The organism is Paenibacillus beijingensis (assembly GCF_000961095.1).
In the GTDB taxonomy this organism is placed as follows: Bacteria; Bacillota; Bacilli; order Paenibacillales; family Paenibacillaceae; genus Paenibacillus_O; species Paenibacillus_O beijingensis.
The window spans coordinates 150,886-171,600 of sequence record NZ_CP011058.1; the positions used below are offsets into that span (position 1 = coordinate 150,886).

Consider the following 20,715-nt stretch of genomic DNA (forward strand, 5'->3'; position numbering starts at 1 on the left):
CTCCCCTTTTTCCGTCAGATAAATGCGAAAAAAAATTCACCACTCGCTTTCTATATTACCGAACAGCAGGCGAAGTTCTCAATATGAATCTGGAACTCCGTTTGAAATTTTCTGATTTGGTGACAAATTGTTGAACGTTTTGTGAACATGATTTTACTTGCTTTTTTTTAGACTGGTTATCACTTCGCGGATGACATCCGGAAGCGGCAGCCCGATTCGGCCGTAGTTCTCAACAATCGAAATGAATTCATTGGATGTATAGAAATAAATGGCCGCGCCCATCGCCATATCACCGGAACCCATCAGAACGTCAACCCGGTGGGTCAGCAAAATAATAAGCAGCGCCAGTCCCTTGCGCGTTAATCCCCAGAACCCGAACACGCTGCTCAGCCCTTTGCCCTCTTTAATGGAGGCGGCCACCCCGCTTACATAATCAATTCCCATTGCGACAAGCAGCAGCGTTAACGATTCCTGCCACCCCCCAAACGCAAAGGTTACGATCGAACCAAGCAGCGCACATATGGAGTTCGCGGCAAACAGCGGCATTCCACGTCACCTCTTTTCAGCGCTTTACCTTACTATATGCGCCGAAATTAAAGGTTGACGTCACAATGCCTGCTGCGGAAAAAAACCGCTCCTTTTCGCTCCCTTAAAAAAACAGGTATAAAACGATGCCCAAATCGACCATTCTGAAATAGAAAGGAGGTGTTGGACATGGCGAAAGATGTGTTGTGCGAAGTAAACTCCTGCAAATATTGGAGCAACGGAAACAAATGCGCGGCTTCCTCTATCTATGTGGTCAGCCACCGCGGCAACCATGCACGCAATTCCGAAGAAACCGACTGCAAAACGTTCGAACCGAAGGTGTAAAGCTGCTGTTGCAAGGGAAGGGGCTCCCGCACCCCTTCCCTTTTTCTTTTTACTTATTATGACCAGTATTGATAATTATTATCAAACCTTCTTCTTCAGCGTAAATGGATGACATTGGCAAGCTGTTTAACGATACCCGCCAGCGCATGCTCCGTCTCCAAATAAAGCAGCAGCGCATGGACCATAACCGGCTTCGGCTGGCCGCCCTCCAACTCCGTCCGCAGCCCGGCTGCAGCCTCAAGCAGCTCGTCACGGCGGGAAATGCGAACCGGCAGCTTCTGAATGAGCGATTCAAGCGCCTCCAGCAGTTCCGTTCTGCGCCGGAGCATAGCCTGCTCCTGGTACTGCGACCCAGGTTGTCCGCTGACGTGAAAGGCGGATTCGCCGAGCAGCGGGCGGGCGCCGCGGCTAAGCATGCCGGCAGCGATGTCGTCCAGCCGGTCGGCTACGAATGCCGCCAATTCATCAATGGCGAGCGGTTGGTTGTTGAAAATAATGAGAAACACATATTCCTTGATAATACCGAAGTAGATGGCGACCAGATCCCAAATGAACGGTTCCGTTTCGGGCCCGTACGCCCGGAGCAGGCTGTCCTTGTAATACTGGCTTGTATTGCTGCGCAGCTCCGAGAAACGGTCGGCATATTTCTGTTTATCATGAATGGCCATCGAATGAATCTCCGACATAATAACCTTGTGGCTGATAAAAAATTCGATCTGATACGCGATCTCCCTTTCAAATTTCTCCCGCTTGGAGAGGGAAGGATCGCCGGTGATCCGCTCCACATTCTGAAACATTTGATGGTGAAGATACTCCAATATGCCGATAAACAGCTCTTCCTTGGAGGAAAAAAATTTATAAAGCGACCCTTTACCGATGCCGCAATCGTCGGCAATGTCCTGGATCGACGTCGCCTGATAGCCTTTCGTGGAAAAATAGTGGATGGCGGATTCGATGACGGTCTGCTTCGTAATACTCAATTCCCATCAGCCTTTCAAAAAAAGATTTGACATTCATCCCTCTTTTAGAGAGAATAACTTCAACGGCTCTGACTGGCAAGTTTTTTATAAAAACCTTCAGTCAAAAATGCTTGCGCATGGCCGGGAGACTATAATAAGGGAGAGAAATGAAGGCGATGTCGAAAGCGGTACCTTCTACAGCGGCGGCACCGGAATTTTCGCTTAAAGCGATTATTGCGCCGCTGCTTGCCGTCATTATCGGAATGATCATGGTCATTCTGGACAGTACGGTCGTTAACGTTGCGATTCCGACGCTCGTTTCGGATTTGAACGCCAGCTTGAAAACGATCCAATGGACCGTTACCGGCTATACGCTCGCTTTGTCGGCCGTCATTCCGCTCGCGGGATGGATGACGGACCGTTTCGGTGCAAAGCGGATTTTTCTGCTCACGATTGCTTTCTTTACGATCGGCTCCGCATTGTGCGCCATCGCCCAAACTCCGGAACAGCTTATTTTTTACCGCGTACTGCAAGGCCTTGGCGGCGGGATGGTGGCCCCGATCGGGATGGCCATGGTATTCCGTCTTGCCCCTGCCGAGAAGAGAGGCGCCGTAATGGGCATGCTGGGCGTCCCGATGCTGCTTGCGCCCGCGCTCGGACCGATATTGTCCGGCTGGCTGGTGGAATATGCCTCCTGGCATTGGATTTTCCTTATTAATTTGCCCATCGGCATTGTCGCTTTACTCGTCGGCATCCGGTTTTTGCCGAATGTGGAACGTCAGCAAACGCCGGCTCTCGATGTGCTGGGCATGATTCTCGCACCGATCGCGTTCGCCATGCTCGCTTACGGCGTAAGCGAAGGCGGCACGAGCTGGACGGCCAACACGACGCTGACGGGGCTCATTGTCGGCGGCATTGCACTTCTTCTGTTCATCTTCGTGGAGCTCCGCCAGAAACAGCCGCTGCTCGAGCTTCGAGTATTCGCTTCTACCGATTTTACCCGCGGCGTGCTGCTGCTGTGGATTGCGCAAATCGCGCTGTTCGGATCGATTCTGCTCATTCCGCTGTTTCTGCAGGAGGCAAGAGGCTACTCCGCGCTGGAGACCGGCATCATCCTGCTGCCGCAAGCGCTGGCCTCCACGATTTTTATGCCGATCGGCGGTCGCTTGTTCGACAAGGTCGGCGCCAGACCGCTGGCATTGATCGGTCTCGGCGTTATCAGCGCCTCGATGCTGATGCTCGCGCGTATCACGATTGACACGAAGCTGATCATGATCATCATTCCGCTCATCCTGATGGGGGCCGGCATGGGGCTTTCCATGATGTCGCTCAATACGCACGTACTTAACGCCGCGCCGCGCAAGCTGGTAAACCGGGTCACCCCGCTGACGACATCGGCCCAGCAGGTCGTTACCTCGTTTGCGGTTGCCGGTTTGACGGGATTTCTCACTTCCCGCATCACCGACCATATGGCAGCAGCCGGCCAGAACGCCAATCCGCTGAACGCTGCCGTCGACGCCTACGGGGATACGTTCCTGTTAACGGCCTTTATCGCGATCGCGGGCTTTCTGTTAAGCTTTATTCTCCGCAAACCGAAAGTGAAACCGGAGGAGCAGACGGGCGACAGCGCGGACAAACCGGATGCGGCCATGATGATGGGGCACTGAAAATTGCGGCGGAATAGGCGTCGTGCGGAACAGCGGTCGCTTCGCGGATCGTTCGGATCTCCGATCGCCGCCGTCCACGAATCATACCCCTTGCAGGGTTATGATTCGTGGACAAAAGCGAACGCTTACGCTTCTCCGATTCCAAACCATCCGCTCCACTCCCTCTTTTCCGGCGCACCTTCTCACCGAATTTTTTGTATGCGTCGCGTCTACAATGATGGAGGTGCTCTTTAGAACGCCCTGTCCGATCGCCAGTTCGACGGTTTTACCAATTAACAAATCCAGTAGTTTCAGACCCTTTAACCGCAACTTACGGAACTTCGTAAGTGAACTCGGGTCAATGACCGCTTCTTCCGGCGCCATCTGCAGGAAGTATTTAAACGACATATCATACCGGGAGCGCTCGACCAGATCCACATCTGATAGCTCAAAAATAGCTTTAAGGAGCAAATATTTAAACATCCGCAGAGGGTCGATGGCATTGCGGCTGTTATCCAAGCAGTAGTTTGCTTTCAGTTCGTCGTAGACGAAGGAGAAGTCCACCAGTTCGTTGATCTGCCGCAGCATGTTATCCTTAGGCACGATGAGGTCGTATAGCGCCGTGTAAGGGCTGTATGCAAATGAGATTTGAGGCTGGAACATGATCTTAATCCCCTTCGCCATTATATACTATTATTATACCACATTAACGCATTGCCGCATTAAACATTTGAACAATTAAAAAAGACTGCCGAAACAATCTCGACAGCCTGCATGTTTTCGTACTTTTGAACTTTTTCAGTGGCCCCTTAGTCCCGCTATTATTGTTTCTATTTGGCCAACGAAGAAGGCCATTTCCATGCATACCAGATAATTAGACAAAGAAGAGCGACTTCTACAACAGCGCCAAACACCATGTGCACCCAAGCCTCTCCTGTCAAATTAAACAATGTATAGGGAATATACACCGCGGCAATAATGATATTTGCCCAGCGACTTACTTTTGCCGGCAGGGCAACAGAAAGGAAAATCATAAGAGCTGGAATTGTTACCGAAATCAGTGCTATCAATAGAAAGACATATGAAATGTCAAATATAAATATTTTTCCTGCCAGAATACCTTCTATTTTGCCCGGCATATATAAGGCGAAATAATCAACATAAATATAGAGAAACATAAAACTCGCCCACAGCGTAGCAATCTTCAGTTTCGAACTGACTTTGATGTCTTCCAGTGCATTTTGTGCTTTATTTTGTGTATTCATATTAATCTCCATTCATAAATTAAAAGTTGTAATCCCTATATTCCACGTCATTTTACGATAACCATAATAATTCGATATTTTCGCATATCCTACGAAGAATTCAAGTAGTTACTTCTACATTTTAACATTTTTCATGCTCCTTTCTCAACACACTTGATAAAAACGTACCCATTATTCACAACACGCTCACAACAATAACATGGCATCCACGGTACTATAGACATTAAGATATTGCAGAAGAAAACCAAACTAACAGGGCTGAGCCATACCTTAGAGCTGTTCGTCTCGATTTACCCATACTACAACTTTGCCACCTAAATGACCTTTTTCAAGCTCTTCTAGCCCTATTGGGATCTCATGAAATTGGATTTCTTTTTCTATAACCGGCACTAAGCGTTTTTCATCCATCAGAACTGCGATAAAGGCTAGATCTTCAACACAGCGCTTTGATAATAAGCCTTTAAAGCTCTGACCATCCTTTTTGGACAACATGCCACCAAAGGCTGTAATTTGAAGAATTTGCTTGATAGATTTCCTACCAATCATGACAAATCGACCTCGAGGCGCTAAAAGCTTACGATACGTTGACAGACTATTATAGCCATTTATGGCTATAATCAGATCAAATTGAGCTTTTAGGGTGTCAAGAGGCGCCATCGAATAGTTTATAACGGCATCAGCTCCCAAATTTTTTGCTTGTTTGACATGCTTTGTACCTGTCACCGCCGTCACATAACCGCCGAAATATTTAGCTAGCTGCAGTGCATAACTCCCTACACCACCAGAAGCACCGACAATAAGAACCCGCTCCCCTTTTTGCAACTTTCCGAGATCCCTTACTCCTTGAAGGGCTGTCACGGAAGTTAGAGGTAGCGACGCTGCTTCTAAGTGACTTAAGCGCTTTGGTTTATGGACCAGTAGTGTTTCTTTGACGCTGACATAATCTGCAAAGGCGCCAAACCCTGCATCCGCTAAATCTCCATACACTTCATCGCCAACTTTAAACCGCGTCACACCCTTGCCCATCTCAGAAACAATCCCAGAGACATCTGTGCCCTTTATGATGTGCTTAGGGTGAAAGATCCCTGAACTTAAGCGCATCATCATCGGTTTACCCCTTAGAAGACGCCAATCCGGAGCATTAAGGGATGTTGCCTTCACATGCACAAGCACCTCATCGTCTTTAGGCGTAGGCTTTTTCACTTCAACTAGTTTTAACACACTAGCAGGTCCATATATTTCTTGTATAATTGCTTTCATTGACTCTCCTTCCACTGAACATAGATTAAACATAACGAATTGTGTAAGGCCTCACTACCTACTAAAGTATGGTTTCTTAAAAAAAATAAATAAGTAAACATCTTCCAAAATGAAAAAACCACCCCTGTCTGGCATGGTGGCTAATGGTTACACTTAGCATGCAAAATCCAAACAGATGGTGGCGCCATCTAAAGTAAAGAAAGCGAAAAATTGATTTCTCCTTTGAATTGAAGCTCAAACAGCCCCCATCTTAGGAGGGGAGAGAGAGAAATATCTGCTGTTTAAGACTTTAGCCGGCAATGCGCTGGCAGCGAGGCTGACCATGGCATGAATGGCTCTAGCGCCTGCGGATCGAGCTGACCTGTTAGCTGAGGCAGCTGTTCAAAGAGAAACTTCAAGTAGTCGAATGGCTTGAGTCCATTTTCCTTTGCAGTTTCGACAACGCTGTAAATGTTAGTACTGGCCTTTGCGCCTCGCGGGGTGTTAGCAAAGAGCCAATTTTTCCGGCCTATTACAAAAGGTTTAATCGACCGTTCGCTTCTGTTGTTGTCGATCTCGAGTCGTCCGTCAGCAAGGTATGCCGCCAGCTTTTCCCATTGATTTAAGCTGTAGGCGATTGCTTGTCCTGTCAAACTCTTAGGTAACGTTCGGGACCGCTGTTGCTTCAGCCAATTTTGGTAAGCTTCGATCACAGGAAGGCTTCTTTCCTGCCGTGCGGTATAGCGTTCCTCTGGCGATGCTTCCTTCAGATCCCGCTCAATGGCAAAGAGTTCATTACAGAACTTCAGGCCTTGCTTCGCTACCGTTTCCGGATTGTTCCTTGCCTCTGGCGGCGCCGCCTTTAAAGCCTCGTCATATTTACGCCGTGCATGTGCCCAGCAGGCGACAAGTGTCACATCGGCCACTTTGTGATACCCTGTGTAACCGTCGACATGCAGATAGCCTTTGAATCCAGCCAAAAAGTTTCGCGGATGCTCGCCTCCTCGGGTTCTCTGGTAATCGAACACAACAGCTGGGTCTTCTCCGCGTCCGCTGCGATATAACCAAAGATAGGATTTCGATTCGGCCGATTTGCCTGGCTCGTGCAGCACTTGTAACGTGGTCTCATCAGCATGTAAGATATCTTTCTTCAGCAAGTATTCTTTAATGGCGATAACCACTGGCGTCAGCCACTTCTCCACTCCGTAGATCATCCAATTCGCCATCGTTTGCCGGGACAATGTGAAGCCTAGACGAGCAAAGTGCTGTTCTTGCCGATAAAGCGGTAAGCTTTCCACATATTTCTGGCACATCACATGCGCCAGAATTGACGGCGAAGCTAGGCTCCCCGGGTAGACAGGCTTTGGCATCTGTGCCGTGATGATAGGTGTATGAATGTCATTGCACTCGCATGATCGGCAGGAGTAAACCTGCCTCACGTGGCGGATGACCTTGACTTGAGGCGGCACAATGGCGATCTCGCTGCGTGTCTCGGTGCTCATTTCATGGAGCGAACCGCCACAGCACGAACAGGCCTGATCCGACTCATTGAGTTCATAAGTCACCGTTTCAATCGGTAACCGATCAAAATCTACTTCACGCCTACCGGTCGTCTTCCGGCGCTCGTAGGTCACCTGCTCCATCTGTGGCTCTTGTCCTTCAGGTGTCGCAAGCACCTCGGCTTCGTTGAACAAATTCAGTTCCAATTGGTCCGGGTTCGTCTTCTCACTGGATGCAACAAAACGTTTTTGTTTCGCAAGACGGTTCTGCTCCTCATACCACCTGAGTAAAGCAGTAAGCTCAGAAATTTGCTGTTCCTGCTTAGCAATTCGCTGATTCAGTTTTTCGATTGTTGTTAAGTTTTCCGCTCGATTTTCCATATCGTATACTTTCGGAAAATGTCGCATCATCCCTGCCGCAAGGTATGGCGATACAGCGAACATTTGAGTTATACGACAGAATCAGCCGTAACTATTGGATGTGCCTGACGCTGACTAAGCGAAAGTCCATCCAGCAGCCAGCGAAGCTCGCGGGAGGTAATGGTTGCGGTACCCACGCTTTCGTTCGGCCACTGAAACGTGCCTCGTTCAAGTCTGCGGTAAAACAGCCAAAAACCGTTGTGCTCCCAGTGTAAAATCTTGATCTTGTTACATTCGCGGTTGCAGAAAACAAACAAGCATGAAGAAAAGGGATTGAGTCCAAAGCCTTCCTGCACGATTGCGGCTAATCCGTCAATAGACTTCCGCAGATCTGTTGATCCTGTGGCAAGATAGACATGCTGGACGCTGGATAATGTTAACATGGCTCTTCCAGTGACTGCACAACTTCTTTAAGCAACCGTTGGTCAAAGCCAGGACGGATCTCAATTTGGACTGAACCGATACGAACGACAAGTGAAGATTCATGGGTAATAGATTGGATTGGATCGGAAACCTTTAGCGGAACCCAGCTAGGAGTGACAGGGCCATCAGCATCTGAATAAACTACTTTTAGTTTGCGGAGCCAGTACTTCAACTGCTCTTTGGTTACTTGTTGAGCATCGCACCAAGCTGCCATTGAAAGATTACTCGTTCGATAATCCTCGATACGAGATGACCAATCCTTGCGACGTTGTTCTTTTGTTGTCATAAGGCAACCTCCAATTTAATTGGGATGCCTTCATTGTCTCATGTATATTTGGGTTCTTGAAGGTGTGCTGGGTTTGACGCTTACAATTTTTTAATAAAAGAGAAATAAATAGGGCCGATCGGGTTTGAGTATGGTGACTGGCGCCGTCAGCTCCCAATACGGCGGCTAGGCCGCTCCGAGGCAAAGACATTCCTGCCGTAAACAGGACATCCGCAGTTCTCCCAAATGCGTTATATAAACTCACATAAAAATGCTGTTGACAGCATTGAAACATTGGTTTATCATACTTTCAAGTCATTGAAGTTATGAAATATCACATTTGAATAGCGCAACATCTCTTGTATAAGCTCATTAATACGGTTTGAGCGTTTCGACCAGGCAACCCTAAATTGCCCCAGGCTACAAGAGGCCGTTGTACCGATTTCTTGTTCGAGGATGCATCTTTGCGTTCATACGGACAGGCTGTTTGTACTGCGCCTCTTGTTCCTGGGGCTTTTTGCGCTATCCCCAAACTACTCCCGAGGTGAGAATGAAGATGAACAACACGTATGCCAAGCTGAATGAAGTGATTCGTTCGGCCAAGACAGTCCAAATCATGAAAGACAATGGCACTGTCTATCATTTTAAGCTGTATCCTTTTGGGGAACGCGGAACCTATATCGCCCCTGAGCTGATGACTGAAATTACCGAGAGCCTGACCCAAAGCATTGAGGAACATTTTCCCGAATTCGATTATATCGCTTCGCCCGAGCCCGGAGGCCATACATGGGGCATGCTGGCCGCTTACAAGCTGCAGAGACCGATAAACATTTTACGACTGAGCACGGAATTATACGAGGACTTTCAGCTTTGCGTCAAACGGGAGACCGCTTATAACGAGAACTATATTTGTTTTGACGGCTTCAAGAAAAATGACCGTGTTTTGATCGTTGATGATGTGGTCAGTTCGGGAGCTACAATCCGTTCGATAGCGGTTCAAATGAAAGAGATGGGAATAGAGCTTGTCGGTGTACAGGCGATCCTCGCCAAGGGAGAGCATTACCGGCAGCTTGAGGAGGATTTCGGCATTCCGGTACGCGTTCTCAGCAAAGTATAAACACTAGAATCTAAAGGTGGACAGCCATCACGCGCTGTCACACCTCGCGCGGGCAACTGCGTGAGGTGCTTGAAGAACATTTGAATGAGCGCATGGATGAAACGCCGACCCGGCACTTTCCATGCAAAAAACGAATAGGAGTGACCGTAAATGAAAACCGAAAATACAACTGCAACACCTGAACTTCAATTGCCGCGCGACTGCACCTTTCTGCCGGAAGATTGGCACGTGCTGGCCCAATACTGGTATCCGATCGCGCAAGCAAGCGAAGTGGCCGACAAACCGGTTGGCGTCAAGCTGCTTGATGTCAAACTTGTATGCTACCGCAGCAATGGAAAGGTCGTCGTTGCCCGCGACCTCTGCTTCCATCGCGGCGCACCCTTAAGCAAGGGCTGGGTGGAGAACGGAGAAATCGTTTGTCCTTATCATGGCTTCCGCTATAACTGCGAAGGCGCCTGCACGGCTGTTCCGGCGCACCCGGATGCGAAGATTTCACCGAAGCTGAAACTGATCGTCTATCCGGCCGTTGAACGGTACGGCCTCATCTGGACTTCCCTTGCAGCAACGGAAGAAAATATTCCGGCATTGCCCGGCTGGGATGACCCGGACTATGTCAACGTACTGGTGCCAAGCTTCGACATTGCCGGTTCGGCAGGACGTCAAATGGAAGGATTTCTGGACGTATCGCACTTCGCTCATGTACACACGAAATCATTTGCGGATCCGAACAACGCTTACGTTCCCCAGTATAAAGTGAAGCGCGAGGGCAACGAGCTCCTGGCCGAATACTGGAGCACCGTCAGCAATTATGCGGTCGGATCTGCGAACAAAGCACCGGAAGGCTTCCAGTGGCTCCGTGAATTCCGTGTGTTCCCGCCGTTTGCAGCGAGACTTACGGTACATTTTCCGGATGACGGCAAGCTGATGATTTTGAACTGTGCGTCCCCGGTATCGGCCCGCTACACCCGGCTGTTCTGCCCGATTACGCGCAATTTCGATAAGCACGTGCCCGAAGAGGACACGATCAAGTTCAATTTGCAAATCTTCAGGGAAGACGCGGATATGGTCGAAGCGCAGACGCCGGAAGACCTTCCGCTTGATCTGCAGGCGGAAGCGCATATTCCGGCAGACCGCACCTCCATTGCGTATAGACAGCTCCTTACCGACCTGGGACTGGGCCGGTCGTATACATCCTAACTGGAGCATGAGGAAACCGGACAGTCGCATTCTTTATGTGCGGGAAGTGAATATGCAATAGTACGGATCAAATTCAGAACGGCCCCTCAAAAGAGGGGCCGTTGCCGTATTGCCGTAAATTTATAACGTTAAAATAAAAACGATCTTATTGGCCGAAATCGATATAAATGCCCGTTTTGTCGTCCGACACTTTGAAGCGGGGATACTTCCGGCATTCGGGGTCCTGCCGCTCGGTTTCGAGCAGCCAGTGCGCGTAAGCGGACAGCCCGTCTTCCTCGATCCGGCGGCCAAGAAGCTCCATCTCGCTGCGAGGGGCATCGTCCTTTTCTCTCGGCAAAAAAAGACCGTCCGTTATCATGAGCAGCGACCGCAGCCGAATCCGGTTGATCCGGCCATATTCCAGCAGCTCGGCAAGCTCGGGTTCGCCGCTCAGCACGGAGTAGCCGTCGAGCGTATTCATGCCGTATTTGTTTTGCAAAATCGTCGGCTTGACCTTCTCCCACAGCTGCTCGCGCGATGTGATGCCTTGACTGGCGCCGTCCTGCCACGCTTTCATGGAGCGCTTGTCGATCGCTTCCACCTGATCGCGGGTCAGCACTCTGATGTTTCCGTCCGTATAAAAAGCGATGATCATGCAGTCGCCCGCCTGCACGTATTCGATATATTTGTCATGAATGCGAACGATGGCCAAACAGCTTGTCCACAGGGACGTTTTATCGGTGAGGTCAATGCCCGCTTCGGCCATTTTGCGTCCGAGAAACTCGTTCGCTTCTACGGCCAGCTCCGCCAGCTCTTTTTGGGCTGCTTCGGCCGGTTCGAGCGACTCAAAATAATGCTTGATCCCATGCGATGCCAGATAGCCGCCCGTTTCGCCCCCGTCTCCGCGGTATGGACGCAGCGAGGTTGCTCCATCAAGTACCCCGTACATCCCGAGCCGCTCTTCGGCGACAAAGGCGTCCTCGTTCCACTCGCCCGTTCCCTGCAGCGATATCGTCTCCACTTTCAATTAAGCTGCCTCCATTTCATTTTAATGTCGCTCTTTACCTCCGTCCGTCCAGCTCCATCCGGATAAAAACGTCGTTCATCTTCTGCCACTGCGATTGATCGTCCGGCGAAGGCATTTGGGAGACAAACAGCCGTACCGAGTCCAAAATCAACCGGCTTCTCTCGTCCGAGGCCGTCAGCGACTGGGTAATATCCGGGCGGGCGGGGATTAGACTCGAGTTCGTCCACACAAGCTTCTGGGCCTCGGCTCCCTGCATATACCCCGCGAAGCTGCGCGCCGCTTCCTGTTTGGCCGGCTCGGAGGAAAACAGCATCAATGCGTGGACGTCGGGAATGACGCCCGTTTGTTCCACCTGCGGAAACCGCTGCATATGATAAGCGAATTTCCCGCCGATATATTTCTCGATCATACCCAATTTCTCCGATGATGCGATCAGCACCTGCGCCTTGCCGTTAATAAAATCGCTGACCGCTTTTTCGTGCTGAAGCGGCTCCATCATTCCGGCTTCCTGCGTCCATCTTGTCCACAGTTCCGCGAACATCCCGTTTGTGCCAGGCGACTCCGCGGAAGCGGACATGTTGACCGCATACCAGGGAATGTCGGCGTCAACGGCAATTGCCGCGCCCCCTTTGCCGTACTTTTTTTCCGTCATCTGGCTTTCATGCGTACTTGCATCCGTAAGCTCATGCCAATCCTGGAAATCGGCTGCGCCGATTCCGGCATAGGTGCGTACTTCTTCCCGGTAATAGATCATCGGAAGCGCACCCCCAACCGGAGCCGCCCATATTTGCCCGCTGAAGCCGAAGGCGTCCCTGAATGTCCGCTCCAGCAGCGATATCTGTGAGTGGTCCGCCCTTCCGTTTTCGACGGCGATCGCTTGCCCGCTCTGAGCCAGCTGGGAGATGCCGAACCGGCTGTCGACTTCGGCAATCTCGGGGGCATCGCCGGCCGATATGGACGCGAGCAGCTCCACCAGCAATTGTTCGTAGGAAGAAAATTTGCGGATGTTTACTTCCACGTCCGGATGATCTTTGTTGTATGCATCGGCGTACTCCTGCCAGCCGCCGCTGTATACCCACAGCGTAATGGCAGCGGGATTGAGCGGCTCTGACGCACGGTCATCACCGTTGTTATTCTGCGTCAAGACGATGCCCGTCGCTCCCGCGCCGAGCAGCGTCAGCACGATGCCAAACCGTATGATCCGCTTCATGATCGTATCCTCCAAACATCCCTTTAAACGGCGCGTCTTCTCAACGTTACGCTTCCTATCATAACCGAAGACGTCCGCAATGGAGAAGGCCGCTTTCTAAAGCTGCAGTCCTTTTCCGCCCAATTTGTTGGCGATCAAGAGGGACACAAGCGTCGAAAGCGTCAGTATGGAAGCGAGTGCCGCAGCCGTCCCGTAGCTGGACGTAAACACTTCACTGTAAATCGTAACCGAAATGGTTGCCGTCGCACCGACATAGAGTACAAGCGTGGAGCTCAGCTCATTGATCGACGTAATCCAGCTCAGTATGCCGCCGGACAATACGCCCGGAGCCATCAATCTGCCGGTTGTCTTGAAAAAGGTTTTCATCGGCGGAACGCCGAGACTGATCGAAGCTTCCTCCACGCTTTTATCTAGCTGATACAATATCGCCGTACTCGAACGGATCGTATAAGGAAGCTTGCGGACGACGTACGCGACGACAAGAATAATCCAAGTTCCGGTCAGGACAAGCGGCGGCTTGTTGAACGCGATAATGAGGCTGATCCCGAGCACGGTGCCCGGCATGACATAAGGAACCATGAGCAACCCGTCAAGCAGCGCGCTCAGCTTCGATTTGCGGCGAACCAATACGTACGAGACGAGCATGCCCATTACAATCATAATGACGATGGAGACAAGCGATAAGCCGTACGTGTTCATGATCGCCTTCGGTACGCGGTACAGCACTTCCCTGTAGCTATCCAGGCTGAAACCGGAATGAAATACCGGCCCCTTCGTCTTCAGGAATGACGTGACGAAAACGGTGATCTGCGGAATGACGGATACGAAGGCGACAACCAGCACCGCACAGGTTACAACAATGCGCGGCAGCGCCTTAAGCTGCTGCTCCTTCGGCGTGCGCATCCCGCTCATCGTGTACGTTTTGCGGGATACGAGATATCTCTGTCCGAACAAAATGAGCGTTGAACAGGTGATGAGAATGACGCTGAGCGTGCTGGCCATGGCCGGATTGCCGCCCGTTTCGCTGATGAACTGCTCGTAAGCGAGAATCGGCAGCGTCTTGAAGCCTTGTCCGAGCAGCATCGGCGTGCCGAAATCGGCGAACGATGTCATGAACACCATCAGTGCCCCGGCCGAAAGCGTCGGAAAAATAAGCGGCAGCGTGATGGTCAGGAACCGGTGGAATGAAGAGCGCCCCAAGCTTTCGGCCGCTTCTTCAAGCGATGTATCGATCGTTCTCAGCGCCCCGGAAACATATAGGAAAATATGCGGGTACAGCTGAAGCGTGAAGACGAACACAATACCCTTCCAGCCGTAAACGGATTGGAACGGGATGCCGAATTCATGCAGAAAACGGGTGATGAATCCGTTGTTCCCAAGCATCAAGATCCAGGAGTAAGCCCCGATGAACGGCGGCGACAGGAGCGACATAATAACGAGAATACGAATCGCGCCTTTGAACGGGATGTTGTAACGGGTAACCGCGTATGCGAGCGGGACGCCGATCAAAACCGAAAACACCGTCGTCAATGCCGATATTTTAACGCTGTTCCACAGTGCCATATAATAATATTTCAGCTTGAAAAAATGGGCGTAGTTGGCCAGCGTCAGCTTGCCCTCCGCGTTGAAGAAGCTGTTGAAAAGCAGCGAGAACAACGGATAGACGACGAAAGCGATCCAGAACAAAAAGGAGATCAGCGTCACCCATGACCAAAAATCACGCTTGCCCCTTCCAAGTCCAAGAAAGGAAAGCCTGCTGGGCCGCCGGGCTTCAACGGCTGGATTTTGCACGGTAGAGCACCTCCTCGCCGCTGCCGTCAAACAGCGTCGCCTTCTCCAGCCGCAAGTCGATATAGATCATCTGGCCGCTGTGCTTTGCCTGGTCCGGCTCCAGTGCATGCTCCTGCACTTGAATCGTCGTGTCGGCGGAAAGACGGACATCATATACCGTTTTCTCACCGAGATAAGTAACCGTCTCCACCGTTCCGGTCAGAGAAGGCCCTGCCGGGCGGTCTGTCGACAGCTTGATCCATTCCGGGCGCAGCGAGAGCACGCCTTCACCGCTGTAGGCTCTTGCAAGCGGCAGCGTTACCTCCGTACCTAGCACCCCGACCCGCGCTTCGCCCGCCTCATTGCCGGACATCTGCACCGAGACCGTAATGAAATTGGACGTTCCGATAAAATTGGCGACAAACCGGTTTTGCGGGTAGGCGTAAATTTCCGCGGGCGTTGCAATCTGCTGGATTCTGCCCTCGTTTAATACGGCAATCCGGTCGGAAACGGCAAGCGCCTCTTCCTGATCGTGCGTCACATAGACGGTCGTAATGTTAAGCTCCTTCTGCACGCGGCGGATATCCGAACGCATCTTGACACGCAGCTTGGCATCGAGGTTGGAGAGCGGCTCATCCATCAGCAGCAGTCCCGGACGGATGACGATCGCCCGCGCAAGCGCGATCCGCTGCTGCTGGCCGCCGCTCATATTGGACGGGACGCGGTCTTTCAAGTGGCTAAGCTCCACCATTTCCAGCGCTTCAAGCGCACGGGCCCTCATCTCGTCCTTCGGCACTTTGCGCGCTTTCAAGCCGTAGCACACATTTTCAAATACGGTCATATGCGGAAAAATCGCGTAATTTTGAAATACCATTCCAATGTTGCGCTCGTGGGTAGGCACATCGTTGATGATGTCGGAACCGAAATAAAGATTGCCTTCCTCCTGGCGGTAAAACCCGGCAATGGTGCGCAGCAGCGTCGTTTTTCCGCAGCCGCTCGGCCCGAGCAGCGTAAAAAATTCCCCTTCTTCGATCTTGAAATGCGCATCGTCTACCGCTCTGGCATTTCCGAAATATTTGTTCACATGATCAAAAACGATTGCAGACATGAACCATCCCTCCGGTCGAAATCCATAAATGACGCTGCCCTGCTCAGGTGAAGAACAGGGCAAGTCTTCGTTCGTTTGTCCTCTCTTACTCGACTCCCGTCACAATGTTCTGGAAGCGGCCAATAATATCGGTTTTGTTGGATGCGGCCCAGGCGAAATCGTAATCGAGCAGCTTTATTTCATCCGATTGCGGCAAGCCCTGCAGCGGGGTCGCGTCCTTACGCACCGAACGGCGGTTGAACTCTTTGCCGATCAGCTCCTGCACGTCTTTGCCGACCAGAAAATCAATGAACTTCTTGGCCGCATCCGGGTGTTTCGCTCCCTTGATCAACGCGGCCGCATCCGGAACGGAAGACGTTCCTTCGGAAGGATAGATGATGCCGACGTTGGCGCCGCCCATAATATATCGTTCCGCCGCTTCTTCCATCGTCACGCCGAGCGCGAATTCCTTGTCGGCAACCGATTTATAGACGAGACCGGAGCCGGACAATATTTTGCCGTCGAGATTTTGATAGAACTTCTTGACGAATTCCCATCCTTTGCCGTCTTCTTTGCCAAACGCCGTAAGAAACGTCGCCAGCTGCGTAAAGGAGGAACCCGATTTGGAAGGATCCGCGTACGCGATCTTGCCCTTCCATTTCGGATCGGTCAAATCGGCCCAGCCTTTCGGCTCTTCGCCCGCTTTTACCAGATCCTTGTTATACATGATGATCATCGGCAGCGCCGCAAACGGTGTATAGATATCGTTCTTATCCGTATATTGAGGAAGCAAGCTGTCGTATTCGGCCGTGCGGTACGGCTCGAAATATTTGCTGTAGGCTTCCAGCGAATCCGCTCCGCCGGCCCAGAATACGTCGCCCTGAGGCGAGGAAGCTTCCGCCTGTACCCGCTTGAGCAGGTCGCCGGTGCCGCCTGAGATCATTTCCACCTCAATGCCTGTCCGGTCCTGAAACTCCTTGATGATCGGGTTGTTGATTTCAGCGCCGTTTGGCGTGTAGAGCGTCAGTTTCTCTTTTTTGCCGCCCTGTGCGGAATCGCCGCTTCCCGAATCGCTTGCTCCGCAGCCCGCAAGCGCAGTCGTCAATGCAAGCAAACTTGCCATCCCAGCCAACTTCAGTCTCATCACTCGTCCCTCTCCCTTATATACACGTCATTTTATCTCACATCATCATTGTAGATTCCGTGCCGTCATCCCTCAATGCGAGGAAATTTCGCTTTTGTTTGAATTTTTGTCCAAAGAGGATATTGGGCGGCAGCCGTCTTAAAAAAAAGAGCCTCATTCCCGCTTGGGAACGAAGCTCTGGCCGGCCGCTCATCGCGGCCGCTAGAGAAGCGCAGTTGGAATGCCCATTCTTTTCCGGAAGTCGGACGGCGTTTCGCCGGTGCATTTGCGGAAAATTTGACTGAAATAGCGCGCGTCCTGGTACCCGACCTGATTGCCGACTTCGTACATCTTCAGCTTCGGGTTGGCCAGCAGCTCTTTCGCCCGCTGCATCCGCACATTCGTCAAGTATTCGACAAAGCTGATGCCCGCCTCCCGTTTAAACAAACGGCTGAAATAGCTTTCGCTCATATGATAACGCTCCGCAATGCTCTGAAGCGTAATAACCGCATAATGCTCGTCGATATAACGGGCGGCTTCTTCGATTCCGCTTGGCCGCCCCGGCTGCGAACGCTCTCCAAGCCGCCTGTTCCATTCGGCCAGCACCTCGCCCCACCGCTTCATCCAGCTTTGCAGCGAATCGCCGCTTTGCCAAAGCGCCCGTTCCGCTTCGGTTTCCCGGACGATCTGCTGCAGCTCGCCTTCGCCCGCCAGCGATAAGTACAGAAGCACGTTGAGCCGGTAAAACCGTCTTCCGGCTTCAAACGGACTGCCTTTATAACGAAGATTTATCCGGTCGTGCCAGCGCTGCAGCTCTCCCGTTATGGAATCCTCCGTCCCCCATTTCACCCGTTCGATCATTTCCTTCAGTTCATCCTCGCCGCCTTCGCTGAAGACGGCATCCGCTGGAGCGGCGTCCTCCAGCCACACGACCGGGTCTTTGGATTGAAACGGCGCCGGATACAGCAGCTGAAGCGTGTCGCCGAACGCCGCGCCAAGCCGGGCTAACGTTTGCTCCGGCTTGCCTATTCTGATGTAGCAGTCGCAGCCGGCTGCGGCAAGCAGCCTTTCCCGCAAGCATTCCAGCGCCAGTGCCAGCTTATCGCGCCCGCCCTTGAGGTCAAGCAGCAGCGCAGCGGTGTTGTCGTACAAGCGAACGACCGGCAGCGAGGTAACCGCCTCGATCTCCGGGTAAGTGCCGGCAATAAGCGCGGCGTTGATGTCTCCGCCTTCGGTTCCGTTATGCAGCAGTGCCAGCCTGTAGCTGCCGAACGTCGGATTGCAAGCCGTGACGACTCTTGCGAGCCGATCTTCTTCGCCTTCAACCGCCCGGCCGAGCATGACGTCGGCAAGCAGCTTCTCCAGCACAAGCGGCCGATCCGAGCGTACGAGTCCTTCCAGCCGCTCCACCGCTTCGGTGTGACGTCTCTCCTCATCCAACGCCCGGGTAACGGTCCGGATCACCCGAATCAGCTCATCCGGATCGACCGGCTTCAGCAGAAAGTCGGATGCGCCGAGCCTGACCGCTTTTTGCGCATAAGAGAAGTCATCGAATCCCGTCAGAAACAAAAAACGGATGCCCGGTTTCTCTGCGCTGACCCGCTCGGCCAGCTGAATGCCGTCCAGAGCCGGCATCCGGATATCCGTCAACAAAATATCGGGTTCCTCGGTCATGACTCCCTCCAGCGCGGACAGCCCGTCCGACGCTTCCCCGATTACCCGGCACCCGAGCTCTTCCCACGGAATCGTCTGTTTGATGCCTTCGCGCACCATCCATTCGTCTTCGGCCAAAAATACTTTATACATCGGGTATTTCCTCCAGGCTTTTCATGATGGGAAATTCAACGCGCACGACCGTGCCTTCGCCAGGCACGCTGCGGATGTCGAGGCGCTGCTCCGATTTGAAATGCACCTCCAACCGTTTGCGCACATTCTCAAGTCCGATTCCGGTATGAGAAGAACCGGAGGACGCAAGGCGCTTAAGACCGGCGGTATCGGGTGAAAGGGCTTCGGCAAAACCGATCCCGTCGTCTGCGACCTCAAAGACAACCCGGTTTCCGGTTATTCGGCCATCGATCGACAGATGACCTTTGCCGGCTTTCGGCTCCAGCCCATGCGTAATCGCATTTTCCACGATCGGCTGCAGCAGCAGCTTCGGGGAATATAACGGCTCCAGATCCGGATCGATATCGATCGCCGCCTCGAACTTGTCTCCGTATCTCATTTTCAGGATGAGCAGATAATTGCGGATTTGCCCGATATCCTCGCGGATCGGAATCATGCTCCGGTCCTTACGGATGCTGAAGCGCAGCAGTTCCCCCAGTGCGACGACAATTTTACTGATCGGATCCAGCTTATGGATCCGGGCCATCCAGTTGATCGAATCGAGCGCATTGTACAAAAAATGCGGATTGAACTGCGCCTGGATCGCCTTCATCTCGGATTGCTGCAGCATTCGCTGCTTGACCGATATTTCAAGCAGCAGCTCCTTCAGCCGGTGGATCATCCGGTTAAAGCCGCTTCCAAGCTGCCCCACCTCATCGTTGTATCTGGAGTGGAAAGCGACGTCCAAATTCCCGTTCTCGACCTGTTTCATGAGCGACTTCAGCTTGCGCAGCGGACTGGTTATGTTGTCGGACAACAGGTAAGCGAGCAGCACCGAGACGAGAATCGCCGCCGCAACGACAAGCAAGGTCAAATTGCGGATGCTTGCGCTGGCCTTTGTCAGCTCCGACACCGGGACAATGGAGACAAGCTTGAAGCCCGATGTTTCCGACGTATCGAAGATGACCATCGCCTTGCTGCCGCCGGCTTGTTTCACTTGGAAAAAGCCTTTGTTCTTTTCCAGAAGCCGCTCGGTATACGGCTCCGCGAGTTTTGTCCCCACATGCTGCTTCGAAGGGCCGGATATGATGTACCCGTTGCGGTCAAGCAGCAGCATTTGGCTGCCCGGCTGCAGTTCGGCCTTGTTATATTTGTCGGCAAGCGCGGATTCGTCGATATCGACGACCACAAACCCAAGCGGCTTATCGCTGGCGATGTTTTTGAGCATGCGGCCGCTGCTGAGCACGATGCCGTAATCGTCGGTCTTCTTCATGCTGTAGCGGGTATCCCAGACGATATTTCCTCCTGCGAGCTTCATCTTGCGGAACAGCCCCCAGTTCGGGTTGTAATCGTCGTAGCCGCCGGGCAGCAGACCGCCGGTAAAATACCGGTCGCCATTGCTGCCGATCAAATAAATGTTAATGTCCCAATCCTTGAAACCGAGAAAGGTGTCCAGCAGACCGTTCACCTTTTGCTTGTCCGCATATTTCTCGGCGACAGGACGATTGCCCGGCTTCGAGAGAACGGATTGAATTTCGTCGCTCCGGTACGCGTACATCGTCAGCTGCTCGACATCCTGCACAAAATAGTTCAGGCTGTTGTTCACCTGCGACAAACTTTCCAATATCGTCCGGCATACCTGGGACTGAACGACGCTCGACGCTTTGTCGTAGGAGAACGTGCCGAGGACGGAGATCGGAACGACGGCGAGGGCCAAAAACAGCACGACCAGCTTGGTCCTCAGATTGATGCCGAGTGCCCTTCTTTTCAGATCAGATGCAAGCTTCCCCATGGT

General features: G+C 52.1%; 18 protein-coding genes, 1 pseudogene and 1 riboswitch. Of the genes and pseudogenes, 4 read left to right on the plus strand and 15 right to left on the minus strand.

The features are described from left to right. Positions 1 to 153: 153 nt before the first annotated feature. Positions 154 to 546: a phage holin family protein gene (locus tag VN24_RS00715; protein ID WP_045668854.1), complete on the minus strand. Its 393-nt coding sequence runs from the start codon at positions 544 to 546 to the stop codon at positions 154 to 156. 168 nt (positions 547 to 714) lie between these two features. Between VN24_RS00715 and VN24_RS26700 the strand changes: the two genes are divergently transcribed. Then, positions 715 to 870, plus strand: a complete 156-nt coding sequence (locus VN24_RS26700; protein ID WP_082083542.1) for a DUF1540 domain-containing protein — start codon at positions 715 to 717, stop codon at positions 868 to 870. Between the two features lie 95 nt (positions 871 to 965). Here VN24_RS26700 and VN24_RS00720 read toward each other — a convergent pair whose 3' ends face one another. Next, positions 966 to 1,850, minus strand: coding sequence for a TetR/AcrR family transcriptional regulator (locus tag VN24_RS00720; protein ID WP_045668855.1), 885 nt, complete (start codon positions 1,848 to 1,850; stop codon positions 966 to 968). Positions 1,851 to 1,996: 146 nt separating this feature from the next. On the opposite strand from VN24_RS00720, the gene VN24_RS00725 reads away from it, so the two are divergent. After that, a complete protein-coding gene (locus VN24_RS00725) occupies positions 1,997 to 3,496 on the plus strand; it encodes an MDR family MFS transporter (RefSeq protein ID WP_420798590.1) in 1,500 nt (499 codons plus the stop codon). Between the two features lie 191 nt (positions 3,497 to 3,687). Here the strand turns inward: VN24_RS00725 and VN24_RS00730 are convergent. The 6 genes and pseudogenes from VN24_RS00730 to tnpA form a co-directional block, all read right to left on the minus strand. Then, positions 3,688 to 4,138: pseudogene (locus tag VN24_RS00730) on the minus strand (transposase); the annotation flags it as partial. A 167-nt stretch (positions 4,139 to 4,305) separates the two neighbouring features. Beyond that, entirely contained in the window at positions 4,306 to 4,740 is a 435-nt protein-coding gene (locus VN24_RS00735) for a DUF6326 family protein (protein ID WP_045668857.1), read from the minus strand. Positions 4,741 to 5,010: 270 nt separating this feature from the next. Continuing rightward, a complete protein-coding gene (locus tag VN24_RS00740; RefSeq protein ID WP_045668858.1) occupies positions 5,011 to 6,000 on the minus strand; it encodes an NAD(P)-dependent alcohol dehydrogenase in 990 nt (329 codons plus the stop codon). A gap of 281 nt (positions 6,001 to 6,281) precedes the next feature. Then, positions 6,282 to 7,859 (minus strand): IS66 family transposase, encoded by a 1,578-nt coding sequence (tnpC, locus tag VN24_RS00745; RefSeq protein ID WP_045668859.1) that lies wholly within the window; start codon positions 7,857 to 7,859, stop codon positions 6,282 to 6,284. Between the two features lie 68 nt (positions 7,860 to 7,927). After that, the gene (gene tnpB, locus VN24_RS00750; RefSeq protein WP_045668860.1) at positions 7,928 to 8,281 is read right to left on the minus strand and encodes an IS66 family insertion sequence element accessory protein TnpB; all 354 of its coding nucleotides are present in this window, start codon (positions 8,279 to 8,281) and stop codon (positions 7,928 to 7,930) included. Then, entirely contained in the window at positions 8,275 to 8,607 is a 333-nt protein-coding gene (tnpA, locus tag VN24_RS00755) for an IS66 family insertion sequence element accessory protein TnpA (protein ID WP_045668861.1), read from the minus strand. Before tnpA ends, tnpB begins: the two co-directional genes overlap by 7 nt. A 318-nt stretch (positions 8,608 to 8,925) precedes the next feature. Further along, a riboswitch (purine riboswitch) is annotated at positions 8,926 to 9,029 on the plus strand. 113 nt (positions 9,030 to 9,142) lie between these two features. Between tnpA and VN24_RS00760 the strand changes: the two genes are divergently transcribed. Both VN24_RS00760 and VN24_RS00765 read left to right on the plus strand, forming a co-directional pair. Next, entirely contained in the window at positions 9,143 to 9,703 is a 561-nt protein-coding gene (locus VN24_RS00760) for a phosphoribosyltransferase (protein ID WP_045668862.1), read from the plus strand. A gap of 150 nt (positions 9,704 to 9,853) precedes the next feature. After that, entirely contained in the window at positions 9,854 to 10,900 is a 1,047-nt protein-coding gene (locus VN24_RS00765; protein ID WP_045668863.1) for an aromatic ring-hydroxylating oxygenase subunit alpha, read from the plus strand. A 145-nt stretch (positions 10,901 to 11,045) separates the two neighbouring features. Here the strand turns inward: VN24_RS00765 and VN24_RS00770 are convergent, their stop codons facing one another. The 7 genes from VN24_RS00770 to VN24_RS00800 form a co-directional block, all read right to left on the minus strand. After that, positions 11,046 to 11,900, minus strand: a complete 855-nt coding sequence (locus VN24_RS00770; RefSeq protein WP_238590899.1) for a protein phosphatase 2C domain-containing protein — start codon at positions 11,898 to 11,900, stop codon at positions 11,046 to 11,048. Between the two features lie 40 nt (positions 11,901 to 11,940). After that, positions 11,941 to 13,116 carry an extracellular solute-binding protein gene (locus VN24_RS00775; protein WP_045668865.1) on the minus strand — a complete coding sequence of 392 codons (1,176 nt, stop codon included), beginning with the start codon at positions 13,114 to 13,116 and terminating at the stop codon, positions 11,941 to 11,943. Between the two features lie 96 nt (positions 13,117 to 13,212). After that, positions 13,213 to 14,907, minus strand: coding sequence for an ABC transporter permease (locus VN24_RS00780; RefSeq protein WP_045668866.1), 1,695 nt, complete (start codon positions 14,905 to 14,907; stop codon positions 13,213 to 13,215). After that, the gene (locus VN24_RS00785) at positions 14,888 to 15,994 is read right to left on the minus strand and encodes an ABC transporter ATP-binding protein (protein ID WP_045668867.1); all 1,107 of its coding nucleotides are present in this window, start codon (positions 15,992 to 15,994) and stop codon (positions 14,888 to 14,890) included. The genes VN24_RS00780 and VN24_RS00785 overlap by 20 nt, the downstream gene beginning before the upstream one ends. Before the next feature lie 85 nt (positions 15,995 to 16,079). Further along, positions 16,080 to 17,117 (minus strand): ABC transporter substrate-binding protein, encoded by a 1,038-nt coding sequence (locus VN24_RS00790; RefSeq protein ID WP_045668868.1) that lies wholly within the window; start codon positions 17,115 to 17,117, stop codon positions 16,080 to 16,082. Positions 17,118 to 17,318: 201 nt separating this feature from the next. Next, on the minus strand, positions 17,319 to 18,902 hold the full coding sequence (locus VN24_RS00795) for a response regulator transcription factor (RefSeq protein WP_045668869.1): 1,584 nt from the start codon (positions 18,900 to 18,902) through the stop codon (positions 17,319 to 17,321). Next, entirely contained in the window at positions 18,895 to 20,712 is a 1,818-nt protein-coding gene (locus VN24_RS00800; RefSeq protein ID WP_045668870.1) for a cache domain-containing sensor histidine kinase, read from the minus strand. The genes VN24_RS00795 and VN24_RS00800 overlap by 8 nt, the downstream gene beginning before the upstream one ends. Between the last annotated feature and the right edge of the window lie 3 nt (positions 20,713 to 20,715).